The organism is Halobacillus kuroshimensis DSM 18393 (assembly GCF_000425705.1).
In the GTDB taxonomy this organism is placed as follows: Bacteria; Bacillota; Bacilli; order Bacillales; family Halobacillaceae; genus Halobacillus; species Halobacillus kuroshimensis.
In genome coordinates, this window is record NZ_AUDY01000008.1 from 603,254 (window position 1) to 621,532 (window position 18,279).

Annotated in this window: 20 protein-coding genes; all 20 read left to right on the forward strand. The window is 47.5% G+C overall.

Features of this window, described 5'->3' with window-relative positions; genetic code table 11:
- The first annotated feature begins 6 nt into the window (after positions 1 to 6).
- The 20 genes from mraY to H615_RS0105125 all read left to right on the forward strand — a co-directional run bounded on the left by mraY (position 7) and on the right by H615_RS0105125 (position 18,204).
- Positions 7 to 993 (forward strand): phospho-N-acetylmuramoyl-pentapeptide-transferase, encoded by a 987-nt coding sequence (mraY, locus tag H615_RS0105030; protein WP_027954112.1) that lies wholly within the window; start codon positions 7 to 9, stop codon positions 991 to 993.
- On the forward strand, positions 990 to 2,333 hold the full coding sequence (gene murD / locus H615_RS0105035; RefSeq protein WP_027954113.1) for a UDP-N-acetylmuramoyl-L-alanine--D-glutamate ligase: 1,344 nt from the start codon (positions 990 to 992) through the stop codon (positions 2,331 to 2,333). Before mraY ends, murD begins: the two co-directional genes overlap by 4 nt.
- A 64-nt stretch (positions 2,334 to 2,397) precedes the next feature.
- The gene (gene spoVE, locus H615_RS0105040) at positions 2,398 to 3,495 is read left to right on the forward strand and encodes a stage V sporulation protein E (RefSeq protein WP_027954114.1); all 1,098 of its coding nucleotides are present in this window, start codon (positions 2,398 to 2,400) and stop codon (positions 3,493 to 3,495) included.
- Between the two features lie 360 nt (positions 3,496 to 3,855).
- Positions 3,856 to 4,776, forward strand: coding sequence for a cell division protein FtsQ/DivIB (locus tag H615_RS20905; protein WP_084162994.1), 921 nt, complete (start codon positions 3,856 to 3,858; stop codon positions 4,774 to 4,776).
- A gap of 290 nt (positions 4,777 to 5,066) precedes the next feature.
- Positions 5,067 to 6,362, forward strand: coding sequence for a cell division protein FtsA (gene ftsA / locus H615_RS0105050; protein ID WP_027954115.1), 1,296 nt, complete (start codon positions 5,067 to 5,069; stop codon positions 6,360 to 6,362).
- Positions 6,363 to 6,437: 75 nt separating this feature from the next.
- Positions 6,438 to 7,601: a cell division protein FtsZ gene (ftsZ, locus tag H615_RS0105055; protein WP_027954116.1), complete on the forward strand. Its 1,164-nt coding sequence runs from the start codon at positions 6,438 to 6,440 to the stop codon at positions 7,599 to 7,601.
- A gap of 109 nt (positions 7,602 to 7,710) precedes the next feature.
- The gene (spoIIGA, locus tag H615_RS0105060; protein WP_084162995.1) at positions 7,711 to 8,673 is read left to right on the forward strand and encodes a sigma-E processing peptidase SpoIIGA; all 963 of its coding nucleotides are present in this window, start codon (positions 7,711 to 7,713) and stop codon (positions 8,671 to 8,673) included.
- 17 nt (positions 8,674 to 8,690) lie between these two features.
- Positions 8,691 to 9,410 (forward strand): RNA polymerase sporulation sigma factor SigE, encoded by a 720-nt coding sequence (gene sigE / locus H615_RS0105065; RefSeq protein ID WP_027954118.1) that lies wholly within the window; start codon positions 8,691 to 8,693, stop codon positions 9,408 to 9,410.
- 83 nt (positions 9,411 to 9,493) lie between these two features.
- Positions 9,494 to 10,273 (forward strand): RNA polymerase sporulation sigma factor SigG, encoded by a 780-nt coding sequence (gene sigG / locus H615_RS0105070; protein ID WP_027954119.1) that lies wholly within the window; start codon positions 9,494 to 9,496, stop codon positions 10,271 to 10,273.
- 151 nt (positions 10,274 to 10,424) lie between these two features.
- The gene (locus tag H615_RS0105075) at positions 10,425 to 10,700 is read left to right on the forward strand and encodes a YlmC/YmxH family sporulation protein (protein WP_027954120.1); all 276 of its coding nucleotides are present in this window, start codon (positions 10,425 to 10,427) and stop codon (positions 10,698 to 10,700) included.
- Positions 10,701 to 10,759: 59 nt separating this feature from the next.
- Entirely contained in the window at positions 10,760 to 11,557 is a 798-nt protein-coding gene (pgeF, locus tag H615_RS0105080) for a peptidoglycan editing factor PgeF (protein ID WP_027954121.1), read from the forward strand.
- 21 nt (positions 11,558 to 11,578) lie between these two features.
- A complete protein-coding gene (locus H615_RS0105085; protein WP_027954122.1) occupies positions 11,579 to 12,253 on the forward strand; it encodes a YggS family pyridoxal phosphate-dependent enzyme in 675 nt (224 codons plus the stop codon).
- Positions 12,254 to 12,271: 18 nt separating this feature from the next.
- On the forward strand, positions 12,272 to 12,718 hold the full coding sequence (locus tag H615_RS0105090) for a cell division protein SepF (protein WP_027954123.1): 447 nt from the start codon (positions 12,272 to 12,274) through the stop codon (positions 12,716 to 12,718).
- Positions 12,719 to 12,721: 3 nt separating this feature from the next.
- Positions 12,722 to 12,991 (forward strand): YggT family protein, encoded by a 270-nt coding sequence (locus tag H615_RS0105095; RefSeq protein ID WP_027954124.1) that lies wholly within the window; start codon positions 12,722 to 12,724, stop codon positions 12,989 to 12,991.
- Positions 12,992 to 13,059: 68 nt separating this feature from the next.
- Positions 13,060 to 13,833 (forward strand): YlmH family RNA-binding protein, encoded by a 774-nt coding sequence (locus H615_RS0105100; RefSeq protein ID WP_027954125.1) that lies wholly within the window; start codon positions 13,060 to 13,062, stop codon positions 13,831 to 13,833.
- A 75-nt stretch (positions 13,834 to 13,908) separates the two neighbouring features.
- On the forward strand, positions 13,909 to 14,433 hold the full coding sequence (locus H615_RS0105105; RefSeq protein WP_027954126.1) for a DivIVA domain-containing protein: 525 nt from the start codon (positions 13,909 to 13,911) through the stop codon (positions 14,431 to 14,433).
- Between the two features lie 139 nt (positions 14,434 to 14,572).
- Positions 14,573 to 15,046, forward strand: coding sequence for a signal peptidase II (gene lspA, locus H615_RS0105110; protein ID WP_027954127.1), 474 nt, complete (start codon positions 14,573 to 14,575; stop codon positions 15,044 to 15,046).
- Positions 15,043 to 15,951 carry an RluA family pseudouridine synthase gene (locus tag H615_RS0105115; RefSeq protein ID WP_027954128.1) on the forward strand — a complete coding sequence of 303 codons (909 nt, stop codon included), beginning with the start codon at positions 15,043 to 15,045 and terminating at the stop codon, positions 15,949 to 15,951. Before lspA ends, H615_RS0105115 begins: the two co-directional genes overlap by 4 nt.
- Before the next feature lie 179 nt (positions 15,952 to 16,130).
- Positions 16,131 to 16,673, forward strand: coding sequence for a bifunctional pyr operon transcriptional regulator/uracil phosphoribosyltransferase PyrR (gene pyrR / locus H615_RS0105120; RefSeq protein ID WP_027954129.1), 543 nt, complete (start codon positions 16,131 to 16,133; stop codon positions 16,671 to 16,673).
- Between the two features lie 142 nt (positions 16,674 to 16,815).
- Complete coding sequence (locus H615_RS0105125) at positions 16,816 to 18,204, forward strand: solute carrier family 23 protein (protein ID WP_027954130.1); 1,389 nt, start codon at positions 16,816 to 16,818, stop codon at positions 18,202 to 18,204.
- Positions 18,205 to 18,279 lie beyond the last annotated feature (75 nt).

The following is an 18,279-nucleotide window of genomic DNA, read 5'->3' on the forward strand; positions in this document are numbered from 1 at the left end:
CAAACTATGAATGAATACATACTACTGTTAACAATGGTCCTTTCATTCGCCATCACTGTAGTCATTTCGCCGATAATCATTCCATTTTTAAGACGTTTGAAATTCGGTCAAAGTATTCGAGACGAGGGACCCCAGTCCCACCAGAAAAAATCCGGCACCCCGACTATGGGTGGTGTCATGATCATCGTATCCGTCGTGGTCACAACATTGATCTCATCCTATTGGTTTAACCCGGACACGGGGAACATCCAGTTGTTCCTTGTGTTATTTGTTTTAGTCGGCTACGGCCTTCTTGGCTTTTTGGATGATTATATTAAAGTAGCTTTAAAAAGGAATCTTGGATTAACGTCCAAACAGAAGATGCTCGGGCAGATTGTGATTGCCCTTGTCGTGTACATCATTCTGCGTCAGTCAGATTTCCCGACGTATATCAGTATTCCCGGTACATCCATTGATTTTGACTTGGGCTGGGGATACGCCCTGCTGATTTTATTTATGCTCGTTGGAGCATCCAATGCGGTTAACTTAACCGATGGCCTGGACGGACTTCTGGCCGGAACCGCTGCGATTGCCTTCGGTGCATTCGGAATACTTGCATGGACAGGCCAGCTGAATGTAGAAGTCACCATTTTCTCTCTGGCCATTGTCGGTGCCCTTCTCGGGTTCCTTGTATTTAATGCCCACCCTGCCAAAGTATTTATGGGGGATACCGGTTCCCTTGCTCTCGGCGGGGCGATCGCAATCATTGCTATCCTGACAAAAATGGAATTGATCTTAGTCGTGATCGGCGGAGTTTTCGTCCTGGAAACTCTCTCGGTCATCATTCAAGTCATATCCTTTAAAACAACTGGGAAGCGCGTGTTTAAAATGAGCCCCCTTCACCACCATTATGAACTGAAAGGCTGGTCAGAGTGGCGGGTCGTAACGACGTTCTGGGCGGTCGGACTGATTTTTGCCGTGCTTGGTATTTACATTGAGGTGATGTTTGGATGAAGAAGTTAAGCGGATTTCCTTATACCCATGTTCTTGTCCTCGGTCTTGCTAAGAGCGGGACCGCAGCGGCACAGCTGCTGCTTGACAGTGGAGTAAAGGTAAGAATCAACGACTTTAAAGCAGATCCGGACAGTCCGGAAGTGCACTATTTAAAAGAGAGCGGTGCGGAAGTCATTACAGGCGGCCATCCATTATCTGTACTTGATGACATCGATTATGTCATTAAAAACCCGGGGATTCCTTATGAGAATCCGGTTGTGGCAGAAGCGGTCAACCGCCATCTCCCTGTCGTAACAGAAGTGGAATTGACTGGCTGGCTTCATGAAGGACCGATGATTGCTGTTACAGGTTCCAATGGAAAAACGACCACGACAACGCTGATCCATGAAATGATTCAAGCGGATCGGAAGCCTGTTTCCCTTGCCGGAAACATCGGTCACGTATCCTGTGAGGTAGCCAGAAACACGTCTGAAGCTGAAACGATGGTTACGGAACTGTCTTCCTTTCAGCTCCTTGGCACGCAGACCTTCCGTCCGGATATTGCTGTCTGGCTGAATCTCTACGAAGCCCATTTGGATTATCATCATACGCTGACCAATTACCATAGAGCTAAAGCGCGGATTACAAAAAATCAGACAGACGAGGACGTGCTGGTCTACAACGCGGATGATGCAGCCATTGCATCCTTTCTGCCTGAAGTGACCGCAGAGCTTGTTCCTTTCTCTCTGAAAGAGCAGGGGAAAGGGGCCTGGGCGGACGAGACTTCCATCTACTTTGAAAAAGAAGCCATTATGAAAAAAGCGGATATCGTTCTCGTAGGGGAACAGAACCTGCAGAACATTCTCGCCGCTGTGGCTGCCGTGAAAGCCAACGGAGTCAGCAGTGAAGCGATTGTAGAGGTTCTCTCAACCTTTGCTGGAGTTCCCCACCGGCTGCAGTATGTGACGAAAAAGAACGGCCGTTTATTCTACAATGATTCAAAAGCTACGAATCTTCTGGCCACCTCATACGCTCTACGGTCCTTCGAAAAGCCTGTCATCCTTTTGGCCGGCGGTCTGGACAGAGGAACGGGCTTTGACGGCCTGATTCCTTACTTATCTGGAGTGAAATCCATGGTTGTCTTTGGTGAAACCGCAGACCTTCTTGCCGGAACAGCGGAGAGGGCTGGTATTACTGATGTCGTGAAGGTTGATACGATGCAGGAGGCCGTCAAGGAAGCGTATCAGCGTTCTGCTGAGGAAGATGTTATTCTTTTAAGCCCTGCATGTGCCAGCTGGGATCAATATAAAACGTTTGAAGAAAGAGGCCACATGTTTATCGAAGCTGTGCATACCCTTTAATAAGGGCTTATGTGACAAGCTTAAGCCCTGTTTTCCATTTCCGATGGGAGGTAGGGCTTTTTTTATGGAAACGACAAAAAAGCCGGATATATGGTTGATCACCGCTATTCTCGGCATTTTAATCATGGGAATTGTAATGGTGTACAGTTCCTCCAGCATCTGGTCGGAGTACAAGTTTGACGACCCATGGTTCTTCGCTAAGCGTCAGATCCTCTTTGCAGCAGCAGGTCTGATTGCCATGGTCGTTCTCTCCAGAATTCCTTACTATGTCTGGCACGCGCATTCGAAGAAAATTATGATCATCTGCCTGGTTTTTCTTGCCGCTGTTCTGATTCCCGGTGTCGGAATGGTTAGAGGCGGGGCAAGGAGCTGGATTGGTGTGGGGATGTTCAGTATCCAGCCGTCAGAGTTTATGAAGCTCGGGTTGATTCTTTATCTTTCCCGCTTTCTTTCTGAGCGGCAGAAGAAGATGAATTCGTTCCAGGAGGGATTTCTCCCTGCTTTGGCTCTGATCCTTTTTCCTTTTGCATTGATTATGCTGCAGCCCGATTTAGGGACAGGCGTCGTCATGGTGGGGACATGTCTCGTGATGTTGTTTACTTCCGGCGCGCGGATCAGCCATTTTATGTGGATTGCAGCCGCTGGAATGGCAGGGATGATCGGTTTGATTGCTTCAGCTCCTTACCGGATCAAAAGAATTACAGCTTTTCTTCATCCATGGGAGGACCCGCTTGGGGCAGGTTTTCAAATCATCCAGTCGCTGTATGCAATCGGTCCCGGCGGACTGCTCGGCCTTGGTCTTGGGAACAGCATGCAGAAATTCTTTTATCTACCTGAGCCGCAGACTGATTTTATTTTTGCCGTGCTTGCCGAAGAACTGGGCTTCCTAGGTGGATTTTTTATTCTTTCGCTCTTTTTTATTGTGCTTTGGAGAGGGATACGGACAAGTCTGCTCGCTCCTGATTTGTTCGGGTCGCTGCTTGCTCTTGGAATTGTCGGCATGGTCAGTATTCAGGTGATGATTAACGTGAGTGTTGTCACAGGCTTGATTCCTGTGACGGGGATCACTCTACCGCTTGTCAGCTACGGGGGATCTTCTCTCACTTTAACACTGGCTTCTCTCGGACTGCTGCTCAGTGTGAGCCGCTATTCCACCCGGTAAAACCGCTGCCCTCAATGGCAGTGGTTTTTCCATTTTTACAGGGAGGCAGAGTCCAGAAAAAATTGGTAAGGGAAAGAAGGTTTGTTCAGGGAAGGACCGGGGTAATTATGGGGGCGGTGCTCTTCTTTGCAGGAAGGAAAGAAGACACTTTCCACATAACGATCAGGTAAGGTGCGGATTCTGCACAAAAATGTTAGGAATCTAGTAAAACTCACTCAATCTCCCCCTCTCATTTTGTGATATAATGGGAACCAATTAGGTGTATTTGGAAATCCGAGACACCTTTGCGAGGACTATCATTCTTTCAAACAGCTAGATGGACAGCAGAAGGGTGTCTAGCCAGAAGGAGAAATGCCCGTTATGGAAGAAAGAAAAGTAGTTTCCATAGAAGACCGTATACCAAAACTGAAACAGACGAGGCGTAAAAAAGCCAACCGCCGATTAATCTTATACTTAACGATTTTATTTTTTCTGATTGCTGCCGTTGTTTACCTGCAGTCCCCACTCAGTAATGTCCGGAATATCACCGTCGAAGGCCAATACCACGTGCCTGCAGAGGAAATACAGACCCTTTCAGGAATCACGACCGAAACGAATTACTGGAGAATGGATACAGAAGAACTAAAGGAAAAGGTTGAATCTCACGAAGAGATTACCTTTGCTTCAATTGACCGTTCTTTTCCAAACGATGTAACGATTGAAGTGGAAGAAGCGGAACGCATCGGTTACGTGCAGAGCAATGGTCAGTATTATGTCATCATGGAAGACGGTTCGAGGCTCGATGAAGAAACAGCTCTTCCTGGTGGAGACGCTCCGGTTTTAGCAGGATTTGATAAAGAGATGTATTTGAAGGAAATGTCCGGGGAATTGAAAGAACTGCCTCCGAGTGTAGCGGACTTGATTTCAGAAGTTCACTGGGAACCGGAGGACGGAAACCCTTATAAAATCCGCCTGTATATGAATGATGGGTACCAGGTGGAAGCATCCATACGGACATTTTCAGAAAAAATGCCGGCTTATCCTTCCATTGCTGCCCAGCTGGAAGAAGGGGCGGAAGGTGTCATCCATATCGATGTAGGGGCCTATTTCGAAGAATTCAACACACCTGAAGATAATGAAGAGAACGCCGGAGTGGAAGAAGACGCTGGTTCAGAGGCGGACAGTGAACCGCCGTCTGAAGAAGATGGAGAGCAGCCCGCAGAGCCGGAGCAGGAAAACGCAGCCGCTGATACAGAAGGGGCACAGGATCCGGTCGTAGATGAACCGTTGAGGCGGGAATAAGGTGCTGTCGGGCTGGAAGATGTGGTTTTTTTATCCATCCCTTCCCAAAGCCTTTTTACCCGCCCGGATATTACTAGTGGAAAACATAAAAAAATAAGCGTATGTAAGAGGAAATTAACGAAAGTCTGTGGAAAACAACTAATGTACTGGTTTTTTATACCGATATCAAAGGATATGACCCATGTAATATATCATTTCATTTACGTTTATATTGCAATGATTGTATTTTTTACATGAATTCGATATGCTTTGAACTACTCATATGGCTTGTAACAGGAGGTGCGTCACTGGTGAATCAAAATGAAATACTAGTAAGTTTAGATATAGGCACAAGTCGGATTAAAGTTATTATTGGTGAAATTATGAATGACAGCCTCAACATCATCGGGGTTGGTACAGCAAAATCGAATGGAATGAAAAAAGGGGCGATCGTGGATATCGATCAAACCGTTCATTCGATTCGATCAGCCGTCGAACAGGCGGAGCGGATGGTGGACATGAAAATCGACCGTGTCGTCGTAGGCGTCAACGGCAACCATATACAGCTGCAGCCGTGTCACGGAGTCGTGGCGGTTTCCAGTGAAACGAGGGAAATCGGAAATGAGGATATTACCCGGGTCATTGATGCGGCTCAGGTTCTGTCTATTCCGCCGGAACGGGAAATTATCGATGTGATTCCCCGCCAGTTCATTGTGGATGGCCAGGATGAAATTACTGACCCACGCGGTATGATCGGTGTCCGTCTTGAAATGGAAGGCATGATTATCACCTGCGCTAAAACCGTTTTACATAATACACTCAAATGTGTGGAACGAGCAGGGCTGGAAGTACTTGATGTATGTCTGCAGCCACTTGCCTCCGGGACCGTTTCCCTCTCCAGCGACGAGACCAATCTCGGCGTTGCTCTGATTGATGTAGGAGGCGGCTCGACAACCATTTCTGTTTTCGAAGAGGGGCACTTGAAAGGAACGAGCATGATTCCTTTCGGCGGCGATAACCTTACCAAGGATTTATCCATCGGTCTGCGTACATCAACAGAAGAAGCGGAACAGGTGAAAGTGGAACATGGACACGCTTTTTTTGACGATGCGAACGAAGATGAGAATTTTTCCGTCACAATTATTGGCAGTAATCGTCAACAGGCATTCAATCAATTGCAAATCTCTGATATGATTGAAGCTAGACTAGAAGAAATTTTCGTCTTTGCAGCACAGGAACTTCAGAAAATGGGTGTTCGTGAATTACCAGGAGGTTTTGTTCTCACCGGTGGTACGATGAATATGCCGGGAGTGCTTGAGCTTGCCCAGGATGTATTCCACGCTAACGTCAGACTGGCTATTCCTGATTATATCGGCGTTCGTGAACCGCAGTTTACCAGCGGCGTAGGCATCTTGCAATTCGCCTATCGTAATGCGAAAATACAAGGAAAAGAGATATTTCCTTCTGTCTCAGATGAATTCCAGGAAAGACCACAGCCGAAAAAGCAGAAGCGTTCGGCAAAACCACAGCCTAAAGAAGAAAAAGAAAAAACAGAAAAGAAAAAAGAGTCAGGCTTCAGCAATCTCTTAAAGTATTTCTTTGACTAAATCACAAGTTTGAGTCGGTCAATCGACGGACGAAGCAATAAATCTTGTAATCTCGTGTATTAGGAGGAACGGAAGATGTTAGATTTTGATACAAGCATGGATCAGCTGGCAACTATTAAAGTAATCGGTGTTGGAGGCGGCGGAAGCAACGCCGTCAACCGAATGATTGAACATGGAGTCCAGGGCGTAGAATTTATCGCTGTCAACACAGATGCCCAGGCTTTGAACCTTTCCAAAGCAGAAGTGAAAATGCAGATTGGTGGAAAATTGACACGCGGACTAGGTGCCGGAGCAAATCCGGAAGTCGGTCGCAAAGCGGCTGAAGAGAGCAAAGAGCAGATTGAGGAGGCCCTTCAAGGAGCCGATATGGTCTTTGTTACCGCTGGAATGGGCGGAGGAACCGGTACGGGTGCAGCTCCTGTCATTGCCCAGGTTGCTAAAGAACTGGGTGCCCTGACGGTAGGGGTTGTTACACGTCCATTTACATTTGAAGGACGCAAGCGCTCTACACAGGCTACAGGCGGAATCGAAGGCTTGAAAGGCGCGGTAGACACATTGATTGTGATACCAAACGACCGTCTTCTTGAAATCGTAGATAAGAATACGCCTATGCTTGAGGCCTTCCGTGAGGCGGATAACGTCCTTCGTCAAGGTGTTCAGGGGATTTCCGACTTGATCGCCGTTCCTGGTTTGATCAACGTGGACTTCGCCGACGTGAAAACGATCATGGTAGACAAAGGTTCTGCTCTGATGGGCATCGGTATTGCTACAGGAGAAAGCCGCGCAGCAGAAGCAGCTAAAAAAGCGATTTCCTCTCCGCTGCTTGAAACTTCCATTGATGGTGCCCACGGGGTGCTGATGAACATCAGCGGAGGAGCGAACCTGAGCTTGTATGAAGTACAGGAGGCCGCTGATATTGTAACGTCTGCAGCCGATCAGGAAGTGAACGTTATCTTTGGTTCCGTTATCAACGAGAATCTTAAAGATGAAATCGTCGTAACGGTTATTGCAACTGGATTTGACGAATCTCAGCTGGCACAGGGACAGCAGAAAAAGCGCCCGCAGATCAACCAGCAGAAGCCTGCTCCTCAACAGCAGCAGCCGGAACGTGAGCGCAGTAGTGTTCGTGAAGAACAGCCGCGTCGTGAAGCGCCGCAGCCACAGCAGAAAGGAAATACGCAGGAAGAAGACACCCTGGATATTCCTACATTCCTTAGAAACCGAAACCGCCGCCGCTGATGATGATGGCATAAAGCCGCCGTACTCATATGAGTACGGCGGCTTTTTTTCGGTTTCAGCCTTCTACAAAACTTGCCAGCAGCGTAATCAGATTGCGACAGACTTTTCAATGGGACGGGCTTATACTCGGTGTAACAGCAGAAAAAGGGAGGGAGAGAGGATTTTATATCTGGATGCTGTCTGGCTGCTTAATCTTTTGATGGACGGCATGATCCTGTCGCTTACGCAGGGTCTCACCCGTGCAGGGTCCTCGAAATGGAGGATGGCTGTCGGAGCTTTTACTGCATCGCTGATTGTACCGGTGACCATTTATATGCCGGATTCATGGCTGGTGGGCAGTGCAGGGAAACTGCTTTTTTCCGTGGTCATTATCCTGACTGCCTTTACCTTTACCTCCCTCCGTGCTTTTTTTGTCCAGTGGGTCACGTTTTATTTCGTAACGTTTGCCATTGGAGGAAGTATGATGGGGGTCCATTTTTTTCTCGCTTCAGAAGTCGACGTCTTGAAAGGGGCGGTCGTCACGTTCAGCGGCGGTTATGGAGATCCGGTAAGCTGGCTGTTTGTTGCTGCCGGCTGTCCGTCGGCTTATCTGTTTACCAAATGGCGGTTCAACCAGCTCCAGATTCATCAATTGAAATATGAGGATGTTTATGAGGTGGAAATGGTGTGGAACGGTCAACATGCTGTATGCCAAGGTCTTGTGGATAGTGGAAATCAGCTGATTGATCCAGTCAGCAGAAAAATGGTGTTTCTCGCTGATCCATCGGTGTGGAAGCAGCTTCTGGCCGATGGGGAGCTGGAGCAGTTAAAAGAGGAAGATGTACTCGCTTCTCTCCATGAACTGCCCGAAACGCTGCAGTCCGCTGTGCGGCTTGTTCCTTATCAGGCAGCAGGGATATCCGGCAAGCTTCTCGTTACACTCATGATTGATCAGATTACTGTACAGACGAATGAGGGTCCGCTGGTAATCAAACACCCTCTTGTCGGCGTCCAGCATCAACCATTAACCCGGGACGGACTTTATCAAATGCTGATCCACCCCCATGTCATGGTCAAAGGAAAATCAGCGTAAGGGAGAAGGAGGATTTCATGTTTAAGTGGATGTTCAGAGCGCGGCTCTGGTATTACCGGTTGTTAATGAAGCTTGGGATTAAGCAGGATGAAATCTACTATATCGGTGGCAGTGAGGCACTTCCACCACCCCTTTCCAGGGAAGAAGAAAAAGAGCTTCTGGAACGTCTGCCCAAAGGGGACAAAGCTGCCCGGGCCATGCTGATTGAGAGAAACCTGCGGCTGGTCGTTTATATTGCCAGAAAGTTTGAAAACACAGGGTTAAACATAGAAGATTTGATCAGTATCGGGACCATTGGTCTGATCAAGGCCGTGAATACCTTTGACCCGGAGAAAAAGATCAAGCTAGCCACTTACGCCTCCCGCTGTATAGAAAATGAGATTCTGATGCACCTGCGTAAAAGCAATAAGCTGAAAACCGAGGTTTCCTTTGATGAACCTTTGAATGTCGACTGGGACGGCAATGAACTGCTATTATCCGATATTCTTGGTACGGAAGAAGATCTGATTACAAAAGGAATCGAAAAGAAAATCGATAAAAAGCTTCTCAAATCAGCACTCGAGCAGTTGAATGACAGGGAAAAACAGATTATGGAGCTCCGTTTCGGCCTGATTGGAAAGAAAGAGAAAACCCAGAAGGATGTAGCCGATATGATGGGGATATCCCAGTCTTATATATCAAGGCTGGAGAAGAAAATTATCCGCCGTCTGCAGCGGGAGTTCGACAAAATGGTCTAAAAACCTCATGTAAAGCCGATGCATAAAATTCCCACCCAGGGAGATACTGAGAACTGATTACAGCTTCCTGGGAGGGTCTTACATTGACACGACATAAAGTAGAGATATGCGGCGTAGATACATCAAAACTTCCGGTACTGAAAAACACAGAAATGAAAGACCTGTTTGTACGACTGCAGAGTGGAGAGCTTGAGGCCAGGGAACAACTGGTGAATGGAAATCTCCGCCTCGTTTTATCCGTGATTCAACGCTTTAACAATCGTGGAGAATATGGCGACGATCTATTCCAAGTGGGATGTATCGGTCTTATGAAATCCATAGATAACTTCGATCTCAGTCACAATGTGAAATTTTCCACCTATGCTGTACCGATGATCATCGGAGAAATCCGAAGATACTTAAGAGACAATAACCCGATCCGGGTTTCGCGGTCCCTGCGCGATACAGCCTATAAGGCCCTGCAGATGCGGGAGAAGATGATCAGTGAAACCAATAAAGATCCAGCTCCACATGAAATTGCTGAACGGATGGGTGTTCCTCATGAGGATGTTGTATTCGCTATGGACGCTATTCAGGATCCGGTCTCTCTGTTTGAACCCATATACAATGATGGAGGCGACCCGATTTTTGTAGTGGATCAGCTGAAGGATGATCGTGAGAAAGATACCGTATGGATCGATGAACTGTCCCTGAGAGAAGGGATGAAAAAACTGAACGACCGGGAAAAAATGATTTTGACCAAACGCTTTTTTCAGGGGAAAACCCAGATGGAAGTGGCCGAAGAAATCGGAATTTCCCAGGCTCAGGTATCAAGGCTTGAAAAAGCAGCCATTAAAGAAATGAATACCTCCATGTTTCAATAAAAGAACTTTTCTGCCGCCTGGCAGAAAAGTTCTTTTTGTTTCCAACACGGCAGGTACTATGTCGGAAAATCCTTAAGAATACAGGAGAACGAGCCACTTTTTCTATTCTCCACAGCCGCTGCATATAGTAAGATAAGGAGTGTGAGCTGAAATGAAAATTACCGAACTGCAGATGAAGGACGTCATCGCCATGGAAACAGGAGAGCGTCTCGGGTATATCAGCGACCTTGACATTGATACGCAGCGGGGGCGCTTGAAAGGGCTTGTACTGACGATGAAAGGGAAAGCTATGGGTCTGTTCGGAAAAGAAGAAGAAATGACCATCCCATGGGATCAGATCGTAAACATTGGAGCGGACGTTATATTAGTGAAAAAGTCTGCCTATAAAGGACTGCCTGCAGTTCAAAAGACAGATTCAGCGGAATAGAGCAAGAAATGAGAAGGAAAATGTGTTAAAATGAATGAAATTGAGGTGGTGGTTAAGAAGTGGAACCCTTCAAACGACAATCAACGAGACAGCTCTCCTGTTTCCAGCAGTATCCTGAAATCATTTCCGGGATAACGACAAGGAACGGAGGGGTCAGCCGTGGTTCTTTTTCATCCATGAATATGGGGCTCCATGTCCATGATGAAGAGGACCTGGTCATAGAAAACCGCAGGCTTCTTGCAGAGGAAATCGGTATCCCTTTGTCCCGCTGGGTCATAGGGGAACAGGTTCACGGCACAAAAGTAGCTGACGCCGGCTCCCTGCCGGCTGGCGCTGGTTCCGAGTCTTTGGAAACAGCCGCTGCTGGAGTGGACGGGCTGATCACAAAAGAGAAGAATCTGGTTCTTGGAGCTTTTTATGCCGATTGTGTGCCCCTGTACTTTTTTGATCCAGAATCCCAATGGATTGGAATTGCTCATGCCGGATGGAAAGGAACCGTTCACGGCATGTCCGGCCGGATGATTTCTGCGCTGGAGGAGAAAGGGTGCTCCAGGGAGGATATCCAGGTTGTGATCGGTCCATGCATCAGTCCGGAGCAGTATGAAGTGGACGACAACGTCATCCGTCACATACCCAAGCGGTACTACGAAGCATGCGTTTTGAATAAAGGCGGCGGTCGGTATCAACTGGACTTGAAAGAATTAAATAGACAAATGTTAATCGAAATGGGAATGCAGGAATCTGCTGTGCAGATTTCCGGAGCATGTACATACGAGAAGGAAGATCAGTTTTACTCCCATCGCCGCGATCAGGGGAAAACAGGGCGGATGCTCGGTTTTATTGCTTTGAAAGCTTAAGGGACGGGAAGGAGTTCAGCAATGTCTGTAGCAGAAAATCTAGCAGAAATTAAAGAAAATATTGAACAGGCCTGTCAAAGGTGCGGACGTGATGCCAATGAAGTATCCATTGTGGCGGTTACGAAATACGTGTCCACCGAGCGGGCGCAGGAAGCTTTGGAAGCAGGGATACACAATCTTGGGGAAAATCGCAGGGAAGGGCTGCTTGAAAAATATGAGGCAGTCGGCGATCAGGCTACCTGGCATTTCATCGGGACGCTGCAGTCCCGGAAAGTGAAGGAAGTCATCGATTATGTGTCAATGATTCATTCCCTTGACAGACGTTCCCTGGCTAAGGAAATTGACAAAAGGGCGTCTGCACCTGTACCATGCTTCGTTCAGGTGAATATCAGCGGGGAGGACTCCAAGCATGGACTGCCTGCCTCAGAAGTGGAAAGCTTTATAGAAGCTGTGCAGGACTTTAAACAAGTTAAAATCGTTGGTCTGATGACAATGGCTCCGCATACAGAAGATGAGGAGCGTCTCCGCGGCGTCTTCCGTCAGCTTCGGGCCTTAAGGGACCGAATCAGGGATAAAGGGTATGCCCATGCGCCGTGTGAATACTTGTCCATGGGAATGAGCAATGATTATGCGCTGGCTGTAGAAGAAGGAGCTACTCACGTACGACTCGGTTCCTGTCTTGTCGGCGGACAATAAAACAATGAGGTGATGGAAATGAGCATGAAGAATAAATTCCGTTCATTTTTTACGTTAGACGATGAATATGAATACATTGAAGAAGAAGTGGAAGAAGACGACGAAGAGTCCCATCAGCCCCAGAAAAACACGAAGAAGCAGGATAGTAACAACATTGTCAGCCTGAAAAGTGCAAAGTCCTCATCCAAAATGGTCCTGAGTGAACCGAACAGCTACAATGAGGCGCAGAATATTGCGGATCAGCTGGTGAGCCGCCGTGCCGTTGTCATTAATCTGCAGCGTGTCGATCACAATCAGGCGAAGCGGATAGTAGATTTTTTAAGCGGAACCGTATATGCTATAGGTGGAGACATTCAAAAACTAGGTTCACAAACCTTCCTCTGTACACCGGATAATGTAGAAATTTCCGGATCGATTTCTGATATTATAACAGCAGAAGAAGAGGACTTGAATAGAAGGTGGTAAGTCATGGCTTTTGTTTTTAACATTTTAACGACAGCACTACAATTATACAGCTGGATCTTAATCATTTACATCCTGCTTTCCTGGTTTCCGGGAGCACGTGAATCCAGCTTTGGGCAGATACTCGGCCGCCTGGCCGAACCGTTTCTTGAGCCCTTCAGGAAAATCATTCCACCGCTTGGGATGATCGATCTTTCCCCGCTTGTCGCCATTATCGTTCTGCGGTTTGCTTCGCAGGGATTGAACCAGCTTTACTGGATGCTTGCAGGGTTATAAAAGAAGGAACAGAAGCTAGAGCATTTCCCGCTCTTTTCTGTTCCTTTTGGTAGTTATGGAGGCTTTTTATGGACATGTACCAGCATTTTAGAAAGGAAGAGCATCCGTTTATCGACCAGGTGGTTTCCTGGCGGGAGGATGTGGCTTTAAAGTACCAGCGGCGTTTATCAGATTTCCTCGACCCGCGTGAGCAGAAAATTGTCAAAGCAGTGATGGGGAATGACGCGGATCTGATCCACCAGCTTGAAGGTGGTGCGGAAAACAGTGAGCGGAAGCGGGCGGTCATTGCTCCTGATTATGAGCAGATCGACAAGGAAGATTTCCAGCTGATCCTGCTTCAAGCCGAATATCCGGTGAAATTTGTAACGATGGAACACAGAGATGTGCTCGGGGCTTTTATGTCCCTCGGCATCCGTCGTGAGAAAATCGGGGATGTTGTCGTGAAGGATGGAATCATCCAGCTGACAGCCGCCGCTGAAATCAGCGATTATATTAAAATGAATTTGACGGGAATCAAGCGTTCCACCGTCGATTTCAAGGAGGTTCCTTGGGCGGATCGTATAGAAAGTGATGAAACGTGGACAAAAAGAGAAACGACTGTGTCTTCACTCCGTCTGGATGTAATCGTTAAAGAAATCTACGGCATGTCCCGAAAGAAAGCTGGTCTTTTTATTGAAGGCGGCCATGTGAAAGTGAATTTCCGGACCGTGGATGACGGCGCATTTTCACTGGAGCCAGGAGATTTGATTTCTCTCAAGGGAAAAGGCCGGAGCCGTCTGGATGAAGTAACGGGCCAGACGAAAAAGGACAAATACAAAATTATTACAGCACGCCTGAATTAATCCTGCTGAAAAGAAGGAAATCGAAGGTTGTTGTCGAATCTTTAACATAACGAGTTAGATGGGGAGGTGGCTGGTGTGCCTTTAACACCATTGGATATTCATAACAAAGAATTCACCCGGGGCTTCCGTGGGTATGACGAGGATGAGGTTAACGAATTTCTTGATCAGGTCATTAAGGATTATGAAATTGTCATCCGTCAAAAGAAAGAACTGGAGCGGGAAGTGACGCAGCTGAATGAGAGACTTGGTCATTTCAATGATATTGAAACGACATTGAATAAATCCATCCTTGTGGCTCAAGAAACGGCCGAAGATGTAAAAAACAGTGCAAACAAAGAGTCGAAGCTCATTATTAAAGAAGCAGAAAAGAACGCCGACCGTATTATTAATGAAGCACTGGAAAAATCACGCCGGATCTCCATTGAAGTCGAGGATATGAAAAAGCAGGCAAAAGTGTTCAAAACAAGGCTCCGTATGCTTGTGGAAGCACAGATTGATATGATAGAAAATGATGATTGGGATCATCTGTTTGATACAGAGATTGACAATGAGCAGGAAGTGGAACGGAAAATGGAACAGGAGTACAGCTCCCAGCCTTAACAGCATTCTACATAAACTGGTCCGTGCCATTCATCAGGCACCGTTCTGTGCAGCGGTGCCTTTTCCTATGGGAACAGGTTTCGCCCGTCGAAATGTGGTACAATAGCCAGGGATAACAATTGTTTGATGGAGGACGCGTATGTATGTGTATTATCTGACAGCCTTAGTGCTGATCATACTGGACCAGTGGACGAAGTATCTGGTCGTTACTAAAATGGAAATAGGACAAAGCATCCCGGTTATCGAGAATTTCTTCTATTTAACGTCACACCGGAACCAGGGAGCTGCCTGGGGAATTCTCCAGGGGCAGATGTGGTTTTTTTACATCATTACGGTAATCGTGATTGGATTTGTCATTTACTATCTTCAGCAGATGGGAAAGCAGAGCCGCCTTGTAGGAGCAGCCCTTTCCTTGATACTCGCCGGAGCTGTCGGCAATTTCATTGACCGGATTTTTCGGAAGGAAGTCGTGGATTTTGCGAACACATATATTTTCACCTACGATTTCCCGATCTTTAATGTCGCCGATTCGGCGCTCGTCATCGGTGTTGCTTTCATTATGATCGCTGCTTTTTTAGACGAGCGTAAAAAGAAAGGAAGTATAGAATCTTGAGTGAACAATACAACGTAACAGAAAAAGACCAATCCACCCGGATTGATAAATTATTAACAGAAGTCATTGAAGATGTGTCCAGATCCCAGATCCAGGGATGGCTGAAGGGTGATGTCATTCTTGTGGACGGAAAAGCTGTCAAAAGTAATTATAAGGTGCAGGAAGGGGAAACCATTACATGGCATGTTCCTGACCCGGAGCCGATGGATATTCTGCCGGAAGATATGAACTTGGATATCGTTTATGAAGACTCCGATGTGATCGTCGTCAATAAACCTTCAGGCATGGTCATCCACCCGGCCGCTGGTCATTATTCCGGCACGCTCGTCAACGGGCTGCTTCATCATTGTACAGATCTTTCCGGCATCAACGGGGTGGAACGGCCGGGCATTGTCCACCGAATTGATAAAGATACGAGCGGGCTCCTTATGGTGGCTAAAAATGATAAGGCCCACCGTTCTCTTGCAGACCAGCTTTCCAAGAAAACAGTGGAGCGGAAATATGAAGCGGTCGTCCATGGGGAGATCAGTCATGAATATGGAACCATTGACGCCCCGATCGGCCGTGATACGAAGGACCGTCAGAAGATGACGGTTGTCGATGGCGGCCGTGATGCCGTGACCCATTTCCGGGTCATTCGTCTTTTTAATGATTTTACCCACGTCGAGTGCAAGCTTGAAACAGGGCGCACCCACCAGATCCGTGTCCATATGCGGTACATCAGCCACCCGCTGGCTGGTGACCCGAAATACGGCCCGAGAAAGACTCTCGATCTTAATGGTCAGGCGCTTCACGCCAAAGTGCTGGGTTTTGAGCATCCTTCAACAGGAGAGTGGATGCAATTTGAAGTGGATCCTCCCCAGGAATTTGCGGATGTTCTTCGTGAACTCGAGCTTCGTGAATGATAAATCCAGTCTTGACAAAAGATGAATGCTTTGACATAATCCTTAATAGAATATAAAGACCTTTAAGAGCAGTCCCGTGAGGCTGAGAAGGTACGGTGATTTTACGAGTGATCTATGCGTGAAAAACCCCTTTTCTGCCTGCATGCGGAAAAGGGGTTTTTTTGTAAAGGAGCTTGCCCATGAATCCGAAAGCCACGGTTCTGGACGATGCAGCCATCCGGCGGGCACTCACCAGAATCTCCCATGAAATCATTGAGAAAAATAAAGGGATTGAAGATCTTGTTCTTGTCGGGATAAAAACACGCGGTGTTCCCATTGCCCGGAGGATAAGAAGTAAAGTAGCCGAAATTGAAGGCCGGGAACTGCCGGGGGGAGAACTGGACATCACGTTATACCGGGATGATCTCACTCCTGAGAAACAGACGTCCGAACCGGAATTAAAAGAAACCAATATTGAAACGGATATTGATGGAAAAAAAGTGATTCTCGTTGATGATGTGCTGTATACAGGACGAACGGTGCGTGCCGCAATGGATGCACTGATGGATCACGGGAGACCGAAGGAAATCCAGCTTGCTGTTCTCGTTGACCGAGGACACAGGGAACTTCCTATCCGGGCGGATTATGTCGGTAAGAATGTGCCAACCTCCCTGGAGGAAGTCATCACCGTAACGCTTGCGGAAACGGATGAGAAAGACGAAGTGAAAATTTTCGAAAGATAACTGAATGAACATGCCCTTTAAAAAAGTCCCGTGAGGCTTAAAAGGAATCGTATGGACCCTTCGTGTAGCCGCTACACGTGTGCCTCTTTACGCCTTTTAAGCGTAGGGAGGCTTTTTTTACGGGCAGAGGAGGAATGAACAAGTGGAAAAACATCAACCAGCATTAGACATTCATGAAGTTCCGGCAGCCGGAAAGTGGCTGACTTTAAGCCTGCAGCATTTGTTTGCGATGTTCGGCGCTACCATCCTTGTCCCTTTTCTGACTGGACTTTCCCCAGCCGTCGCTTTAGTATCCAGTGGATTTGGAACTCTCGCCTATCTGCTGATTACAAGAGGAAAGGTACCGGCCTATCTTGGTTCAAGCTTTGCCTTTATTTATCCCATCATTGAAGTATCGAAGACGAGCGGAGCAGCCGGGGCCATGGTCGGAAGCTTTCTGACAGGCCTTGTATACGGGGCGGTCGCTCTCCTCATCACTGTTTTTGGAACTAAATGGCTGATGAATCTGCTTCCGCCGATCGTCGTAGGCCCGGTCATCATCGTCATTGGTCTTGGGCTGGCTTCCACAGCGGTCGATATGGCCATGTACCTGCCTGGACAGGAAGAGAATGTATACAGCAGTGTGCACTTGACGACAGCTCTGGTCACCTTAGGGTTAACGGTCATCGCATCCATCTTTTTCAAGGGGTTCTTCTCCCTGCTGCCCATCTTGTTCGGAATCGTCGGCGGATACATCTTTGCCTTATTCCAGGGTATTGTGGATACAACGGCCATTCAAGCAGAATGGCAGGCACTCACTTCAGCAGATTCTGTGACAGGCTTTCTCGGAGCGTTCTTCCAAGTCCCTGACTTCATCGTTCCCTTTGTCGACTTCAGCCCATGGGGAGTGATCAGCTGGGAAATTGCCCTCCTGATGGTGCCTTTTGCCCTTGTTACGATTACAGAACATACAGGGGACCAAATGGTTCTTTCCAAAGTAGTGGGGCGGAACTTTTTGAAAAATCCGGGGCTTGATAAATCGATTCTCGGCGATGGAGCGGCCACTATGATCGCGTCCTGTCTGGGCGGTCCTCCGAATACGACATACGGGGAAAACATCGGCGTGCTTGCCATCACAAGAGTCTACAGCGTTTTCGTTATCGGAGGGGCAGCGGTCATCGCAGTCATCTTCGGTTTTATAGGAATGGTTACGGCTGTGATCGGGTCTGTCCCGTCGGCCGTTATGGGAGGGGTTTCCATTCTTCTTTTCGGAATTATCGCTTCCAGTGGACTACGCATGCTGATTGATAATCAAATTGATTTTGGAGAAAAACGCAACCTGATTATAGCATCCATCATCCTTGTTCTCGGCGTAGGAGGCGCCTTCGTACAGGTCACCGAGGAGGTTCAGATCGCCGGAATGGCTCTGTCAGCAGTGATCGGTGTTTTCCTTCACCAAGTGCTGCCAGGAAAAGAAAAAGGCTATGGCAATGGAAAAATGTTTGAAGAACCTGAAGTGGAAGAGAAAAAAGAACAGCATGAAGTGGCATAACCAAGAACACACGTTTTAATCGGGTCCCGTGAGGCCCGGAAAGGTGTACCAGGGAATGGCTCGTCTGCCTGTGCA

What these genes read in the sequence shown, in the direction of transcription:
- spoIIGA (WP_084162995.1), top strand. Translation starts at nt 7,711, where the DNA reads ATGGGACGGGCTTATACTCGGTGTAACAGCAGAAAAAGGGAGGGAGAG.
- spoVE (WP_027954114.1), top strand. Translation starts at nt 2,398, where the DNA reads ATGGAAACGACAAAAAAGCCGGATATATGGTTGATCACCGCTATTCTC.
- H615_RS20905 (WP_084162994.1), top strand. Translation starts at nt 3,856, where the DNA reads ATGGAAGAAAGAAAAGTAGTTTCCATAGAAGACCGTATACCAAAACTG.
- pyrR (WP_027954129.1), top strand. Translation starts at nt 16,131, where the DNA reads ATGAATCCGAAAGCCACGGTTCTGGACGATGCAGCCATCCGGCGGGCA.
- lspA (WP_027954127.1), top strand. Translation starts at nt 14,573, where the DNA reads ATGTATGTGTATTATCTGACAGCCTTAGTGCTGATCATACTGGACCAG.
- sigE (WP_027954118.1), top strand. Translation starts at nt 8,691, where the DNA reads ATGTTTAAGTGGATGTTCAGAGCGCGGCTCTGGTATTACCGGTTGTTA.
- H615_RS0105100 (WP_027954125.1), top strand. Translation starts at nt 13,060, where the DNA reads ATGGACATGTACCAGCATTTTAGAAAGGAAGAGCATCCGTTTATCGAC.
- murD (WP_027954113.1), top strand. Translation starts at nt 990, where the DNA reads ATGAAGAAGTTAAGCGGATTTCCTTATACCCATGTTCTTGTCCTCGGT.
- ftsZ (WP_027954116.1), top strand. Translation starts at nt 6,438, where the DNA reads ATGTTAGATTTTGATACAAGCATGGATCAGCTGGCAACTATTAAAGTA.
- H615_RS0105075 (WP_027954120.1), top strand. Translation starts at nt 10,425, where the DNA reads ATGAAAATTACCGAACTGCAGATGAAGGACGTCATCGCCATGGAAACA.
- H615_RS0105095 (WP_027954124.1), top strand. Translation starts at nt 12,722, where the DNA reads ATGGCTTTTGTTTTTAACATTTTAACGACAGCACTACAATTATACAGC.
- H615_RS0105085 (WP_027954122.1), top strand. Translation starts at nt 11,579, where the DNA reads ATGTCTGTAGCAGAAAATCTAGCAGAAATTAAAGAAAATATTGAACAG.
- mraY (WP_027954112.1), top strand. Translation starts at nt 7, where the DNA reads ATGAATGAATACATACTACTGTTAACAATGGTCCTTTCATTCGCCATC.
- H615_RS0105090 (WP_027954123.1), top strand. Translation starts at nt 12,272, where the DNA reads ATGAGCATGAAGAATAAATTCCGTTCATTTTTTACGTTAGACGATGAA.